This window comes from Bacillus sp. ABA4_010, from assembly GCF_056159105.1.
The window spans coordinates 1,300,287-1,315,232 of the sequence record NZ_JBSWUN010000003.1; the positions used below are offsets into that span (position 1 = coordinate 1,300,287).

A 14,946-nucleotide genomic window follows, 5' to 3' on the forward strand; every position below is an offset into this window, starting at 1 on the left:
AAAAGGGCTTATTTATTAGAACCACATGGGGTGGAATTCCATACAATGCTAGTGTAAAAACACATGCTGGAAAGGATGATTATATTGAAACCAATTAGAGGGTCGCAGTTGACCCCTAACAACTTGCAAGAAGAATGCATTCGTGTACCGAAAGTTTACGACTGGGTGTTTGATGCAACATATACAAATTCAGCCATTACATTACCTCCAGAATGCGCTGCAGCTGTCAATTTAGCTGTTTCCGAAGGGAGAACACCGCTTGAAGTTGTTTGTGAAGTTCCTGAAGTAGGAGGATTTTTCCCTATCGATGGTACGCCAAGCATGAATGATAATGTATCCTGTGCTGTTTCGTCCAGAATTGAAAGACGCTCTGTTCCGGTCAATGGCGTCACAACAGATTTGGCAGTTATTCAAGTTGTCTTTACTGTCAGACCACTAGTTACCATCTTTGATAGCGCAGGTGCTACCATTTGCCAATTCCGTCCAACTATCGGTAAATCCCAGCGTTTAGCGGTTTGCGCACCAGAACCATTCACAAGTGATAACATTTCTTGCCGTTTAATTGAGCTAAACTGCAACCGAGATTTTATCGAGACAGCCGTTCCAGATCTTGGGCTTCAAATTGCGCTTGACATTTGTTATGAAGTTCAAGTTGAAGCAGATGTAAGATTAGAAGTTCTCGCTAAATTCTGCTTCCCGCGTCCAAACGACATTGAACTTCCTATTGGCGGAATCTGCCCGACATTTGAATGGCCAACTAACTGCGGATCAGAAGTATTCCCACGTCCGAGCTGTGATTGTCAAGCATTTGCCGATACAGCAGCATTATCTCCGTTAACAGATATCGCGTTTGGCGCTACTTTATTCCCACTTGCTTTAACAGCAGGAGCATATACATCTGAGCTGAATGCAGAGATTTGTGACAACTGTAGCTTAACAGGCAGCACGATCGAGTGGATTGTTGAAGACCTTGGCCTCGGTCCAACGGGAACAGCTAACCAAGGCTTTACATTTAGAGCTACTGAAATCAATATGCCGACATGTGCAGCCGTTCCAGTAACGGGTGTTGTAACGATGAACATTACAGGTCGAGGAATTGTCAACTTTGAAGATGCCGGTACAGGCAACCGAGATGTAACGTTTACGATGACACTTGTTGAAAATCCTGGAGCAGCCCTTGATGTTTACGCTATTACATTATTAGACTTAGCAGGCGCTCCATTAGTTACACTAGGCTTAGGTGCTGGATTTGTACCAGACGAAGAGTTAATTGTTCAAGACTGTGTTACTTTCCCAGATGTTATTAGCAGCGACTTAATTTAATATCATTAATATTATGAGGGCTACAAAGGAGGGGGAACCCTTCTTTTTTTTTGTGGAAACCTCTAAAACTTGAACAAAAACAAATTCATTTCACGTCGAACAAAAAACAGCATATAGTAATAAAAGGGCGCCGTCTATAAATAAGGGGGGGTAAAATAGTTGAAGAAAACCATCCATTTTTATAAGGAAGAGCCATTTAACGATGTTTTCTTGAAAATGAAGGGAATTGAACAAAAACTTTTTACCTCTAAACAGTATATTGAGCAATTAAAATTCGGTTTACAACATGATAGTGTAGAGAATATTCACATAACGGAGCAACTTGAAAGTATCCAAAAAGCCGAATGTTCCACTGAGAGTGCTGTTCAAGAGGAAAAGCTGGCACAAATAGCTGAATCTGTGAACCGCATACGCCATTTTGTAAAAAGCACTCAAGGGCATGAAGTTAAGGTAAGACAAGAAATGAAGAGAAAAAAAGAAAGCATACTAGCGCTGAAAAAGGAACAAGAACAATTGCGGCAAGAAATGAACATACGAGAACAAAAAACGAACACGCTTTTCCAAATAGTAGATCAGCAAACACAACAATTATTAAATGCTGAAGAAAAGATGAACGCTCTAGAAAAGGTGTTGATGGAAAAACAATTTGAATGTCAAGAACTGTCGCAATTGCAATGGCAAACACTATTATATTATGAACACCGTGAATCATGTTTCAATGAAACATTAGAAGAGCAAAGCTTAGTCGCCTCATTACAAAACGAGGCAACAGAACTATGTAACAAGAAATACGAATCGACTGAGAGGGCACAGCAGGTTGAAGATGTGAGTAATAATTGGGTTGAGTCGCCTAAGCAAAAGCAGCATGAAGTGAATACGATAAAAAGAGGGAGCTGGCTTCAAATGGTTTGGAATTTATGGAGCAAAGAACAAGATGAAGAATATCTTGAAAAAATGGAACAATTGAGCAGTACCGTACAAGAGTTAAAGCAAGAAATCGGGCAATATGAACAAAAGTGGAGCAAAATGAATGAGTATGTTCAACGTTATGAAGAAAAGGAACAACAACATTTTCAGCAAATAAAAGAGCTTAACGAACATTTGAAAAATTTCCATGCAAAAGAAGAACTTTACATGAGCAAGTTAAAACAGCTAGAAACAGAAATTAAGCAATATCAAAATCAGCATCTTTCTTATCAGCAGCAAATCGAAGAAATGAATGGAACGATTAAAGAACTGGAAGAAAGAGAGAAAAGCTATCAATCAAAGTTTGAGCAGCTTAAACGTCAACAATCCCAACAAGCCCAGCAGACACAACAAGCACAACGACAACAGAGGCAGCAAGGTCTTCCAGAAAAACAATACCGTGAACAATTTCAACATATGCTGAATCAGACAAGGGGAAGCAAATCAACGAATCAGCAAGAACAACGACGGCTAATAAGTGGTGCGAGGCAACTTGAACAAGAACAAAGGGGGACTCCGACAGAAATGCTAAAACGTTACTATCCGCAAGCACAAGCTCGGATGTCTCCCTTTAACCCATTCAAATAAGTGTAAATCATCTATTATGTAGGAGTGATGCAATGTGATGACATTTCAACAGCTTAGAGAAACCTATACGAAATTAAAAAGCGTACCAGCAGGGAAAAAAGCAGACGGGAAAAAGAATAAAAAGCTTCCAGTGAAGCGAAGTGAGCAACCCGCTATTTTCGAAGCGAATGAACCGAAAAAGCGATATTACCAGCCCTCTGCCCCAAAAGCGACTCAAACGAAAAAAAGAAGTTGCTGCGGTCGCTAAGACAACAACCTTTCAGCAACCCGTTGTGTATATGAAAACATCTGCTTACCATGAAATGATGGACCATTGCCGGAAAACATTGCCGTATGAAGCGTGCGGACTTGTGTCGGGAAGAGGTCACATACATGAAACCATTTGGCAGATGGAAAACATAGAAAGAAGCCCCACTTCCTTTTCGATGGACCTTGATCAAATGACTCGGACCTTCCGCTCGATGAAGCAGCAAGCACAACGATGGACGGGGATTTATCACTCCCATCCGACCGCAATTCCATTTCCTTCCCAAGCGGATATTCGACATGCTCATTACCCTCACACGGACTATTTTATCGTATCCTTCCTATCTACTGCTCCGACTGTTCGATGCTACCGTATCGAAAATCAACGAGTCACTCCATTGACCATCACGTTGCTTGACTAGCATTCTGTTCGTTGGAATCATCCTGACCAGCTATAAAGGAACCCGCCATCAATCGGTTATGTAACACGAACTTGATGGCGGGTTTTAGCTTGCCGTTCACATGTTCATACATTGCCTGTGCATATAAAAATTTGTCATCACTAATTTTTCACAACTTCTCCTTAAAATTATCAGAAATATATCATTTTTTAGAATATAATAGAGATAAAAGTTTTAGAGGAGGACAACCCTTTTGCTTACGAATCATTTAGATTTTCGACTGGAACCGAAATTGAAAGAACTGTATGAGGAACATAAAGTAAGATCAGAAAAAATTGATTGGGGTTATCATGATTTTTTGCCGTGGGATAAAGCGCAAGATTTCCGAAGAGTACCGTGGGACCCGAGTCAAGTGACATTGCCACCTGGGCTTGTAACGGCAGTAGAGACAGCGCTTTTAACAGAAGTGAACTTACCGTGGTTTACCTCTCATCTTGACCAAACGTTCAAAGGGTCTCTTTCGGTTATTAAAGATTTTGTTCATACATGGACTGCGGAAGAAGATCAACATTCTAATCTACTAGAAACCTATTTGTTGATTACACGCAGTGTCGATCCGAAGCGACTTCACCAGTTGCATAAACAAACTGTGGAAGGAGGCTGGTCGCCTGATTTCCATACGCCGTTTGAAACGATGGTGTATACGTCTTTACAAGAACTCGCCACGATGGTGTTTTATAATAACGTCGCGAAAAAAGCGAGCGAGCATGATAAAGATTTATCAACATTGCTTCGGAGATTGGCGAAGGACGAAATTTTGCATTATGCCTTTTATCGGGATGTTATTAAGTTTCATCTTCAATTGGAACCGAATTATTGTTATTACCTTGGGCATGTTATTAAAAACTTCCAAATGCCAGGGACCGTCATGCCCGATTTTGAAGACCGGATGGCGATTATTGCGAAAGAAGCAAATTACGGGCCGCTTGAATATTTTGATCAAGTGCTTGATGTCATCGTTGAATATTGGGAACTCGAAAATCTGAGGCCAATTGCTCCAGAAGCAGAAAAAGCCCGCTTAGACATTTTAACGTACCATGCCCGCTTGAAACGAATTCGAGACCGTTTTTACCAAACAAAATAACATATTAGCGTAAAGAAAAGGCCGTCCTCCAGTAATGTTGGAGAACGGTCTGTTTTAACCGACAATGTTTCGACCACGCTGTGCTAAAGCAAAGTAAATGCCGTGCTGCAACGTTTGGAAGCAGTTAAATCTTGAAAAGTTTAAGTTGGAAGAAGAAATAGCTGTTCCAAGCTCTGGGGAGATACCAACTAAAATGGTTTCGGTTCCAATCAATGCGGCAGCTGATCCTAATTTTTCAATAAAAATCATTGTGTAGCTGCTAATATGTAGGTCAAGCCCTGTTAAATCGAGCACAAGATAGCGGGCTTTATAAGCGGGAAGATTATGAAGCGTTTTTTCAATTAATTCTTCCGAGCGCACTTCATCATATTTTCCGAGTAAGGGAACGACTACAATTTCCTCTAGCACTGGAATAATAGGGGAAGAAATTTCTTTGACAAGTTCGCGCAGTTCTTTTGTTCGTTCATCAACAAGGGCTTCAAGCTTTTGAATTTCGCTCGCTTCTTTTCTTCTCGCAAAATCGTGAATGTTATGAGTAGCCGTTATCTCAGAAGGAAAATAATGATACTCACAAAATTCGTCTCCTTCAATTTGGCTCTTTTTCACCTCGTACCAAACATTCGTTTCGAAAAGCCCAGTCAATAAGCCAGCAAAATGACCCGGAAGAAATGAGCCATATGACGTTTTTCCTTGTGCTTTATTAATTTTATATTCCCAGCTGTCTTGAATATGAATAACCGCCGTTTTTTGTTCTTCATTCATTTCTTGGAACTTAAACTGTCCCCAACCAGCTGAAGCATAAAGAGTCGGGAAGATAGCGGCGATTTCCTGGATCGTTAAATTCCCTTTTTTAAAAAATTCACTGACGACGGCGCCTTGACGAAATCCAGTCGTTTCAAGTACAACATCAGCCGCATCGCTTCCAGACACTTCTTCAAGTGTGTCAAAAAACGTTTTCATTGCCGAGGAAATCCAAAAGAGAACCGCATCATCGCCTTCAAAGTTAAATAAGCCTTTTTCAATATCCCATTTGAATTGAATGCCTGATACATCAATTGCGGGTTTATCTTCAGAATTTGTGTTCAATGACATGTGAAAGCTCCTTTTTTACATAATAGTCGTTGAATGACAATATCTTCATTATAAGACTACCTATAAGTAAATGACAATCAAAGATATAGTTATCGAGCTTTTCTTTCAGCCGGACAGGCAGCGTGTAAATACGTCAATATGGTTACAATAATCGGGAAAAGGAGACTGAAAAACATGAAACAAACAATAAAATTTGATTTCCATACCCATCACGAGCGCTGTGGGCATGCGATAGGAACGATTGAAGATTATGTACAAACAGCTGTTGAAATGGGGTTCGACTACATCGGCATCGCGGATCACTCTCCTTATTTTTACAGCGACGAAGACCGACTGTACCCAACAATCGCCATGGCGAAAAGCGAGCTCGCTCATTATGTGCAGGAAGTGCTGCGTTTAAAAGAAGCGTACAAAGGGAAAATTCATGTACTTCTTGGGATGGAAAGTGATTTCTTTCCACAATATGCTCATATTTATGAAAAAGAGTTTCAGGCGTATCCGTTCGATTATATTATCGGTTCGGTTCATTATGTTGGGGATGTGAGTATTTTCAAGCGCGGAAGATGGGAAGGGCTCACACAAAAAGAGAAAGTACAGACGAAAGAACAATATTACGAGCTGATTGAACAATCGGCTCGGAGCGGGATGTTTCAAATTCTCGGGCATATTGATGCAATGAAAGGGTTTTATCCGGAATTTTCAACAATTGAAACAGAAATCGTCGAAACAACCCTTCAAGCGATTGCGAAGCATGATATCGCCATTGAAATTAATACATCTGGAAAAACGAAGGATTGCGGTGGCTGGTATCCGAGCGATGATTTATTAGAGCGTGCGCTTTTTCACGGAGTGAAAGTAACATTTGGCTCCGATGCTCATACACCGGAGCGGGTCGGAGATGAATTCGAATTTGTCCAACAGCGGCTGAAAGAAATTGGCTTTAAAGAATGGGCGTATTTTGTGGCAAAGAAGCGGTATATGGCGGAGTTGTAACATGGCAACTTGCGAATGAACCATTCTTCATAGTAGAAGAGTCATACGTTAGAAAAACCGTGCGAAAAATTGCATGGTTTTTCTTTGTTTAGTTCTTTAATAAATAGAGGAAATAATAATCAGAAAATTCTAAAGAGTATATTGACATTATTGGAAGTTGATGGTTTAATGAACATAACAACTATAAGAAAAACAATTACTTGCAATCTAACTGGTAATGACAACATGATATCATTACTACATAAAGTGAGGTGAACAAATAAGCGTGAAATTATAGAGGAGTTTTATTAGAATAGAGATAACTATTCTAATAAATAAGGTGGATGATTAGAGTGATACAAGCAATCCAAAAAGATATTCCAATTCCTTTATATTACCAATTGAAAGAAATTTTAAAAAAAGCAATTGAATCAGGGGAGTTGTTGCCAGGGCAATTAATTCCTTCTGAACGAGAACTTGTTGAACAATATGAAATTAGCCGACCGACGGTCAGACAAGCCGTTAATGAATTAGTCTCAGAAGGCTTATTACGTAAAGAGCATGGCAAAGGCACGTTTGTAGCAAAGCCAAAAATTAGCCAATGGTTTTTAGAAAACTTAACAAGCTTTTCCGATGAGATGGTCCAAAAAGGAGTTCCACATAGTACAAAGGTGTTAGAAAAAAGCACCGTTAGTTCAAATTTGACATTAAAAGAAGTATTTGGGGATGAATATGACCGCTATTATCGTCTTGATCGTTTGCGGTATGTAAACAATGAACCATACGTTATTGTGACAACTTATATTCCTTGTGAAATGGCAGAGGGTTTACTAGACGAAGATTTTGAAAAGAACTCTCTTTACAAAACCCTTGAAGAAAAATACAACTTTGAGATTGGTTATGCAGATCGAATTATTGAAGCCGTTAATTCAGCGGAAGAAGATGCCAATCATCTTGGCATTGAACCAATGACAGCTCTTCAATTAATTAGAACAAAAGGTTTTCTGCAACACGGTCAACTATTTGAATATTCAATTGCAAGATATCGGGGAGATACTAGTAATTTTACAGTAAGGGTTGCTTACAAACGTCAGTAATAATGAGGTAAGAGGGGATGTTTAATGGGGAAAACGGTCATTTTGGCACATGATATAGGAACAACAGGCAATAAAGCAACATTGTTCTCGAGGGAAGGCGATATTATTGCCAGCACATTCTATGCCTATGAAACAGTACTGCCACAAGTTGGATGGGCGGAACAAAATCCACATGACTGGTGGCAGGCGGTTTGTATATCAACAAAATCATTATTAGCCAAAACTGATATATCAAGTGCCGACATTGCTTGTATAACTTTTAGTGGTCAAATGATGGGGTGTGTGCTAGTAAATGAACAAGGGGAGCCGTTACAAAACGCCATTATATGGGCGGATATGCGAGCTGAACAAGAAGCTCGTGATTTACTAGAAATTATCGGGATGAAACGCGGCTATCAAATCACAGGTCATCGCATCAGTTCGTCTTATTCAGGAGCCAAGATGGTCTGGATTAAAAATCATAAACCAGACCTATATAAAAGGGCACATAAAATGCTACAAGCAAAAGATTTCTTAGTTTACAAACTGACGGGGATATTTGCAACCGATTATTCAGATGCTTCTGGCACAAATCTACTTGATATTACTAAAAAAGAATGGTCCGATGAAATTATTGACGCATGGGGAATCGATCGTCAAAAACTTCCCTCGCTTTATTCCTCTACAGAAGTGGTTGGTGGAGTGACAGAGAAAGCAGCAATCGAAACAGGGTTACTTCCTGGCACTTCCGTCGTAATTGGTGGCGGTGATGGGGTGTGTGCTGCAGTTGGAGCAGGCGTGATAGATGAGGGAGAGGCATTCAATTATATCGGTTCGTCTGCTTGGATAGCGGCAGCCTCCAAAGAACCTGTATTTGACCCAGAAATGAAAACGTATACATGGATTCACTTAGATAGCACGAAATATTCGCCAAATGGGACGATGCAGGCTGGAGGTGCATCACTTCAATGGATTAGAGATCAATTTTACAGGCAAGAATATGGAACTCATTCCGTATATGAAGTCATGAATCAAGAAGCAATGGAATCCAATGTAAGCGCCAACAAATTGATTTATTTACCGTATTTGTTAGGTGAACGATCACCAAGATGGAGTCCAGATGCTAGAGGTGCGTTTATCGGGCTTCATATGAAGCATACACGCGGTGATATGACCAGAGCTGTAATGGAAGGGGTCGGATTCAATTTAAAAATTGTCCTTGATACTTTTTTAAAGGCTAATTTGCCTATTCATCACATGTGGATTCTCGGAGGAGGTGCAAAAAGTGACGTGTGGCGGCAAATTTTAGCGGATATATATGGCGTTGATATTTATGTGCCGCAAAAATTAGATGAAGCGACTTCTATGGGAGCGGCGATTGCTGGCGGTGTAGGGGTTGGATTATTAAAAGATTTCTCTTCAGGGAAAGAATGGGTGAAACGAGCAACTGTACATACACCTATTCCAAGAAATCATGAGAAGTACAAAGAATTTTTCGATAATTTCGAAGAGTCTTATCATCAGCTTGTTCCAATTTACCAACAATTAAATCAATTTACATTAACAGGAGTGGAAGAACATGACGAAATTAAACAACAAATATAAATCATTTGCAACCATGTACAACTTTGATACAGGGGAACTTGATCCGAAAGGAAAAATCATTACACGTAAGTTGTCTCACATGGCAGAGATGTATTTAGATCAAAGCGCTGCTAACCAACTATTGAAAGAGGACCCGCTCATTTATGAAGTGTTTAATGTCGAAGTGCCGGAAACCATTGCGCATATTCAGCATTGTGTCACCATTTTGTACCCGGGAAAAGTCGGAGACGAATATTTTATGACAAAAGGACATTATCATGAAATTTTAGATCGTGCCGAAATTTATTTCTGTTTGAAAGGAAAAGGGCAATTGATTTTACAGACAAAAGACGGTGAATTTGACATGATTGAAATGATTCCGGGAACTGTTGCATATGTTGCTCCAGAATGGGCACACCGCACAGTTAATACAGGTGATGAGCCATTTGTCTTCTTTGCTGCGTATCCAGGAGATGCGGGTCATGATTACGGCGGAATTGAAACAGAAGGGTTTGTCAAACTATCGGTGGAAGAGAATGGCGAAGCCAAACTAATCGATAACCCTCGCTACAAGACCGTTCAATAAAAGGTAGGTTCCCTCACATGTTAAAGGAACGAACATTGATTTTTGATGTAGATGGCACATTATTTGACAGTGAACAACTATCCTATCAAACATTTAAAAAGACATTGCAAGCATTAGTAGAAGAAGGGATTTGTTCCGACCAAAGTTGGACGGATGAACAAATCAAGTCTTTAATTGGTTTAACTGGTAAAGACATCTTCACATCATTACTTGATAAGGCATCCGAAAATACGATTAGACAAGCCCTTTATTTGTTAGAGCAAATCGAAGGAGAGCTTTTAGGCATAGAGGGACAGTTGTTTCCTGATGTTAAGGAGACATTAAGTGAACTTGCGAACAAGGGATATTCTTTATATGTGGCTAGCAACGGCGGTGCTCTCTATGTACAAAGAGTATTAGAACGCTATGAAATACAATCGTATTTTAATGGAGTTTATAGTGCTGGGCTTCATCAAACAAAAAATAAAGTTGAGCTTGTTTCCATGCTACTAGAAGAAGCGGGGAAGGATGCCGTCATGATTGGAGATCGTACTTCAGATATTGAAGCAGGAAAGAAAAATGGGCTAAAAACGATTGGTTGTCATTTTGGCTTTGGAGATGTATCAGAGATTGCAGAAGCAGACTACCATATTCATACATTTACGGATTTATTAAATTTATTGGAATAGACAAAAGGGTGAGGAAAATGCCAAAAGTTGTGATTACACCGCGATCGTACGGAATGTTCGATCCAGAGGTTTGGGATATGTGGAAAAATAATGACATGGAAGTAATTAGAAAAGAGGGGCCACTTTCTGAAGAGGAATTGATAGCCATTGTGAAAGATGCAGATGCCTTATTGATAGGTACTGATCATATATCAAAAAGGATATTAGAAAAGGCAGAACAATTAAAGCTAATTTCAAAGTATGGAGTTGGGACGGATAATATTGATCGAGCATGTGCTGAACAAAAAGGCATTACCATCCTGAATACCCCTGGTGTCAATACAGAAGCTGTTGCCGATTATACCTTTGGTTTAATGCTGTCATTAGCGAGACATATTGCCAATAGCCATCGCGACTTAGTGATGAACAGGAAATGGAAAAAAACAGTGGGGATGGAACTGTTCGGAAAGAAGCTTGGCATTCTCGGACTGGGGGCAATCGGGAGTGCGGTGGCAAGACGGGCAAAAGGGTTTGATATGGAAGTAGTCGCTTATGACCCTTATCCGAATTATCAACTTGCTGAACAGGCTGGGGTTACGTTTGCTGATTTAGAAACGGTATTCAAAGAAAGTGATGTTATAACCATGCATCTGCCACTTACCCCTGACACAAAACATTTAATTAGTGGGGCGGAGCTCACCGAAATGAAAGAAAACTGCTTACTCATCAATACAGCTCGTGGGGGAATTATTGATGAAGAGGCTTTATACAAAGCATTGAAAAATGGGGAGATTGCTGGTGCGGCATTGGATGTCTTCCAACATGAACCTCCGGAACATTCAATGTTATTCCAGCTCGACAATGTCATTTTAACACCACATAATGCTTCAGCCAGCGTTGAAGCCGTGCAAAGGATGACAAGGCAATCGACCGAAAATGTTTTGAAGTATTTTAGTAACGTTCAAAAAGCTTAGTCATTGGTCATGAGGGATCCCCTCCGACTTCGACACTCAAAAGGAGAGAAGGCAGTTGGATAAAATTCAAACCATTTCTTCGTTAGTAGAATCAGGTGTTGTGGCTGTATTAAGAGGAAATCGACAAGAAGTTCTGAAAGTCGCAAGAGCCGCTTTCCACGGAGGGATTAGAGGAATTGAAATTACGATGACAGTTCCTGGAGCGATTGATGTATTAAAAGAAATGAAACAGCAGCCGTGGGCAGAGGAAGCCGTAATCGGTTTGGGAACAGTTCTTGATCCGGAAACGGCTATCAACGGCATTCACGCGGGAGCAGAATTCATTGTTAGTCCATATTTTAATCCGGAGATTATTAAAGTTTGTAATCGCTATCAAATCCCAGTTATGCCAGGGGTCTTTACCATCAATGAAACGATTCAGGCTCTTGAGATGGGGTGCGACATCGTGAAATTGTTCCCAGGCGATCAGGCTAGTCCAGCATATATTAAAAATATGAAAGGACCGCTTCCAAAAGTCAATGTTATGCCAACAGGAGGCGTGGATGAACAAAACATTGCCGAATGGATCAAGTCAGGTGCGGTGGCAGTGGGAATCGGCAGCAATTTAGCAAAGGCCGGGGGGAAAGATTTGGATGAATCGAAAATTTCCGCTTATGCCCGTCAGCTAATCCAACAGGTTGAATTTGTAAGAGGGAAAGCCGTATTCAATTAAAGGAGGGAGAGTGCCTCCTTATAAAAGCGAGTTCAATTACAAAAAACACAGGGGGAATTTGTACATGAAAAAATGGGGGTTATTATTCACTTTGGCGTTTCCTTTAGTCTTTGCATCTGCTTGCAGTCAATCAACAGGAGGCGACAGCAATTCAGGAAAGAAAGAAGACGGTGGCAAAGACGCATATGAAATTGCTGTTATCGTAAAGGCAACTGATTCCGATTTTTGGCAAACTGTTTTGCAAGGATCAGAAAAAGCAGCAAAGGATTCAGAAGGAAAAGTTCATGTTACTACATATGGCCCGCCTTCTGAAGCAGACATCGATGATCAAATTGCCATTTTAGAAAATGTCATTTCCCAAAAGCCGGATGGAATTGTTATTGCATCAACAAGTTCTGATGCGAGCGTTCCTGGAATTGAAAGAGCGATGGGCGCAGATATTCCGGTCGTTTTAGTAGACAATCGTGTCAATACGGACCAATTCGCCAGTTTCTTGGCAACTGATAATGTAAAAGGCGGCGCATTAGGTGCCGATCAGTTTGTAGAAGAATTAAAAGCACAAGGAAAAGAATTAAAGGGAGAGGTTGCGATTATTAGTGCAATGGCCGGTGTGCAAGTATTAATCGACCGCGACAATGGATTTATTGATCGATTAAAGGAAATCGCCCCGGATATTAAACCGCTCGAAATTCGCTATGTTGACAACGATATTACAAAAGCATTGGGAGCAGCAGAAGACCTTTTAACAAGCAAACCGGATTTACTAGGCTTCTTTGCAGATAATAATCACACGGGAATTGGTGTGGCACGTGCAGTTACGGAGCGGAAGTTGACGGATAAAGTGCCTGTCATTGCGTATGACGGCGATGAAGAAGAAATCAATTCGTTAAAATCGGGAGCAATTGATGCGCTAATTGTTCAAGATCCGTTTGGAATGGGTTATGAAGGTGTCAATACAGTCGTGACAGCGATTGAAGGGGGAACGACGGAAAAAGAAATTGATACGGGAGCGACCATTGTAACGCAGGAGAACTTCGAAGAAGAGGAAATTCAAAAACTGTTATATCCAGAAAAACGCTAGGAGTGTTACAGATTGTAGATTCCTAGAAACTATTTTCTTTCTAGGAATCTATGTAAAAGGAGGCTTGGAAATTGAATCAGTCATTGATTGAAATGAAAAACATCGTCAAAACATTCAAAGGGACGTATGCGTTAAAAGGAGTAGACTTTGACGTCCAACCAGGTGAAATCCATGCCTTGCTAGGAGAAAATGGCGCTGGAAAAAGTACGTTAATCAAAATTTTGACTGGGGCATACCGTCCGGACGGCGGTGAAATTGTAGTGAGCAATAAAAGTCATTCTTTTATACAAGTAAATGAACTAGATGCATTAGGAATTTCTGTTGTGTATCAAGATTTAAAGCTGGCCCCTGGCGTAACGGTAATGGAAAATATTTTAATGGGCAATTTGCCGCGTAAATATGGTGTAGTGAATTACAAAAAAGCAAAGGAATTAACTCATCAAGCCCTCGAAAAAGCGGGGATTGAACTGGATCCGATGACACGCTTAAACAATTTGAAAATTGCCGATCAAGAAATTGTCGCTATCGCCAAAGCCTTATCAAAAAACGCCAATGTGTTAATTTTAGATGAGCCAACTGCTTTATTGGCAGAAGATGATGTGCAGCGTTTATTTAAGATTTTACGAGATTTAGTGGCTAAAGGCGTCTCCATTATTTATATCTCTCACAAATTAGAAGAAATTTTCGCCATTTGTGATCGTGCAACAGTTTTACGAGATGGAAGCAAAATATGGACAAAGTCAGTTGATCAATTAACGAATGAAGAACTAATTGAAGCCATTTCAGGGAAGGTTCATACAAATGATGATGTCTATTATCCTGCTGAGTTAAAAGGGGAAGCGCTTCGTGTCAACACCCTTACGAACAAACCTTATTATAAAGATATTTCGTTTCATGTGAATCAGGGAGAAGTGGTGGGATTGTTTGGTCTTGTCGGAGCCGGAAAAAGCGAAATGCTAAAAGGAATTTTTGGTGAAATGAAACCTCAATCTGGAGAAGTTTATCTGAAGGGTCAAGCCTTTAAACCGACATCCCCCCGCGATTCTATTAAAAAAGGGATTGGCTTTGTACCTGAAGATCGTGCAACAGAAGGTTACTTGCCAAGAATGTCCATTTTTGTCAATGCCAATATCGCGACCTATCGCAACTTTGCGAAAGCCGGCTTTACTTCTCCACAACATGAAAAAGCACATGCTCTTGAGTTATTAGAAGGCTTTAATGTTAAATACAGCAGTCTCAATCAGCACATTGACGGGTTAAGTGGCGGAAATCAGCAAAAAGTGGTGGTAGCCAAGTGGATTGATGACACGACAGATGTTTTGCTTTTAGATGAACCAACAGCAGGGATTGATGTGGGGGCAAGACGTGATATATTCCGCATTTCTCGCCAACTTGCAGACGAAGGAAAATCGGTTATTTATTGTTCTTCTTATTTACCAGAAATTATGGAAGTGGCTGATCGCATTTTAGTTATGAGCAATGGGCGAATAACAGGTGAATTTTCTCGTGATGATTTCAACGATATGGAAATCATGCGAGCTGCTTATAAGTAAA

15 protein-coding genes are annotated in these 14,946 nt (G+C 40.3%); 14 read left to right on the forward strand and 1 reads right to left on the reverse strand.

Going from position 1 to position 14,946, the window contains the following annotated elements; translation table 11 throughout:
* Positions 1 to 84 precede the first annotated feature (84 nt).
* From ACXAEO_RS07595 to ACXAEO_RS07615, 5 genes are all read left to right on the forward strand, one after another.
* Positions 85 to 1,323, forward strand: coding sequence for a BMQ_0737 family morphogenetic spore coat protein (locus ACXAEO_RS07595; RefSeq protein WP_474879867.1), 1,239 nt, complete (start codon positions 85 to 87; stop codon positions 1,321 to 1,323).
* Positions 1,324 to 1,482: 159 nt separating this feature from the next.
* Entirely contained in the window at positions 1,483 to 2,877 is a 1,395-nt protein-coding gene (locus ACXAEO_RS07600) for a hypothetical protein (RefSeq protein WP_474879868.1), read from the forward strand.
* Positions 2,878 to 2,911: 34 nt separating this feature from the next.
* On the forward strand, positions 2,912 to 3,124 hold the full coding sequence (locus ACXAEO_RS07605; protein WP_474879869.1) for a hypothetical protein: 213 nt from the start codon (positions 2,912 to 2,914) through the stop codon (positions 3,122 to 3,124).
* Between the two features lie 31 nt (positions 3,125 to 3,155).
* A complete protein-coding gene (locus ACXAEO_RS07610; protein WP_474879870.1) occupies positions 3,156 to 3,545 on the forward strand; it encodes a M67 family metallopeptidase in 390 nt (129 codons plus the stop codon).
* A 232-nt stretch (positions 3,546 to 3,777) separates the two neighbouring features.
* Positions 3,778 to 4,668, forward strand: a complete 891-nt coding sequence (locus tag ACXAEO_RS07615; RefSeq protein WP_474879871.1) for an acyl-ACP desaturase — start codon at positions 3,778 to 3,780, stop codon at positions 4,666 to 4,668.
* Positions 4,669 to 4,722: 54 nt separating this feature from the next.
* Here ACXAEO_RS07615 and ACXAEO_RS07620 read toward each other — a convergent pair whose 3' ends face one another.
* Entirely contained in the window at positions 4,723 to 5,760 is a 1,038-nt protein-coding gene (locus ACXAEO_RS07620) for an STAS domain-containing protein (RefSeq protein WP_474879872.1), read from the reverse strand.
* A gap of 174 nt (positions 5,761 to 5,934) precedes the next feature.
* Here ACXAEO_RS07620 and ACXAEO_RS07625 point away from each other — a divergent pair, with 174 nt between their 5' ends.
* The 9 genes from ACXAEO_RS07625 (at position 5,935) to ACXAEO_RS07665 (ending at position 14,945) form a co-directional block, all read left to right on the forward strand.
* Positions 5,935 to 6,753: a histidinol-phosphatase gene (locus ACXAEO_RS07625; protein WP_474879873.1), complete on the forward strand. Its 819-nt coding sequence runs from the start codon at positions 5,935 to 5,937 to the stop codon at positions 6,751 to 6,753.
* Between the two features lie 332 nt (positions 6,754 to 7,085).
* Positions 7,086 to 7,829 (forward strand): GntR family transcriptional regulator, encoded by a 744-nt coding sequence (locus tag ACXAEO_RS07630; RefSeq protein ID WP_474879874.1) that lies wholly within the window; start codon positions 7,086 to 7,088, stop codon positions 7,827 to 7,829.
* 24 nt (positions 7,830 to 7,853) lie between these two features.
* Positions 7,854 to 9,413 (forward strand): xylulokinase, encoded by a 1,560-nt coding sequence (gene xylB / locus ACXAEO_RS07635; RefSeq protein ID WP_474879875.1) that lies wholly within the window; start codon positions 7,854 to 7,856, stop codon positions 9,411 to 9,413.
* A complete protein-coding gene (locus ACXAEO_RS07640) occupies positions 9,388 to 9,978 on the forward strand; it encodes a glucose-6-phosphate isomerase (protein ID WP_474879876.1) in 591 nt (196 codons plus the stop codon). Before xylB ends, ACXAEO_RS07640 begins: the two co-directional genes overlap by 26 nt.
* Before the next feature lie 17 nt (positions 9,979 to 9,995).
* On the forward strand, positions 9,996 to 10,646 hold the full coding sequence (locus ACXAEO_RS07645; protein WP_474879877.1) for an HAD family hydrolase: 651 nt from the start codon (positions 9,996 to 9,998) through the stop codon (positions 10,644 to 10,646).
* A gap of 17 nt (positions 10,647 to 10,663) precedes the next feature.
* Complete coding sequence (locus ACXAEO_RS07650; RefSeq protein ID WP_474879878.1) at positions 10,664 to 11,599, forward strand: phosphoglycerate dehydrogenase; 936 nt, start codon at positions 10,664 to 10,666, stop codon at positions 11,597 to 11,599.
* A 55-nt stretch (positions 11,600 to 11,654) separates the two neighbouring features.
* On the forward strand, positions 11,655 to 12,311 hold the full coding sequence (locus ACXAEO_RS07655) for a bifunctional 4-hydroxy-2-oxoglutarate aldolase/2-dehydro-3-deoxy-phosphogluconate aldolase (RefSeq protein ID WP_474879879.1): 657 nt from the start codon (positions 11,655 to 11,657) through the stop codon (positions 12,309 to 12,311).
* 64 nt (positions 12,312 to 12,375) lie between these two features.
* Entirely contained in the window at positions 12,376 to 13,392 is a 1,017-nt protein-coding gene (locus ACXAEO_RS07660; protein WP_474879880.1) for a substrate-binding domain-containing protein, read from the forward strand.
* A gap of 71 nt (positions 13,393 to 13,463) precedes the next feature.
* Complete coding sequence (locus ACXAEO_RS07665; protein ID WP_474879881.1) at positions 13,464 to 14,945, forward strand: sugar ABC transporter ATP-binding protein; 1,482 nt, start codon at positions 13,464 to 13,466, stop codon at positions 14,943 to 14,945.
* Position 14,946: the final 1 nt, after the last annotated feature.

What these genes read in the sequence shown, in the direction of transcription:
- ACXAEO_RS07610 (WP_474879870.1), top strand. Translation starts at nt 3,156, where the DNA reads ATGAAAACATCTGCTTACCATGAAATGATGGACCATTGCCGGAAAACA.
- ACXAEO_RS07620 (WP_474879872.1), bottom strand. Translation starts at nt 5,760, where the DNA reads ATGTCATTGAACACAAATTCTGAAGATAAACCCGCAATTGATGTATCA.
- ACXAEO_RS07625 (WP_474879873.1), top strand. Translation starts at nt 5,935, where the DNA reads ATGAAACAAACAATAAAATTTGATTTCCATACCCATCACGAGCGCTGT.
- xylB (WP_474879875.1), top strand. Translation starts at nt 7,854, where the DNA reads ATGGGGAAAACGGTCATTTTGGCACATGATATAGGAACAACAGGCAAT.
- ACXAEO_RS07640 (WP_474879876.1), top strand. Translation starts at nt 9,388, where the DNA reads ATGACGAAATTAAACAACAAATATAAATCATTTGCAACCATGTACAAC.
- ACXAEO_RS07645 (WP_474879877.1), top strand. Translation starts at nt 9,996, where the DNA reads ATGTTAAAGGAACGAACATTGATTTTTGATGTAGATGGCACATTATTT.
- ACXAEO_RS07650 (WP_474879878.1), top strand. Translation starts at nt 10,664, where the DNA reads ATGCCAAAAGTTGTGATTACACCGCGATCGTACGGAATGTTCGATCCA.
- ACXAEO_RS07660 (WP_474879880.1), top strand. Translation starts at nt 12,376, where the DNA reads ATGAAAAAATGGGGGTTATTATTCACTTTGGCGTTTCCTTTAGTCTTT.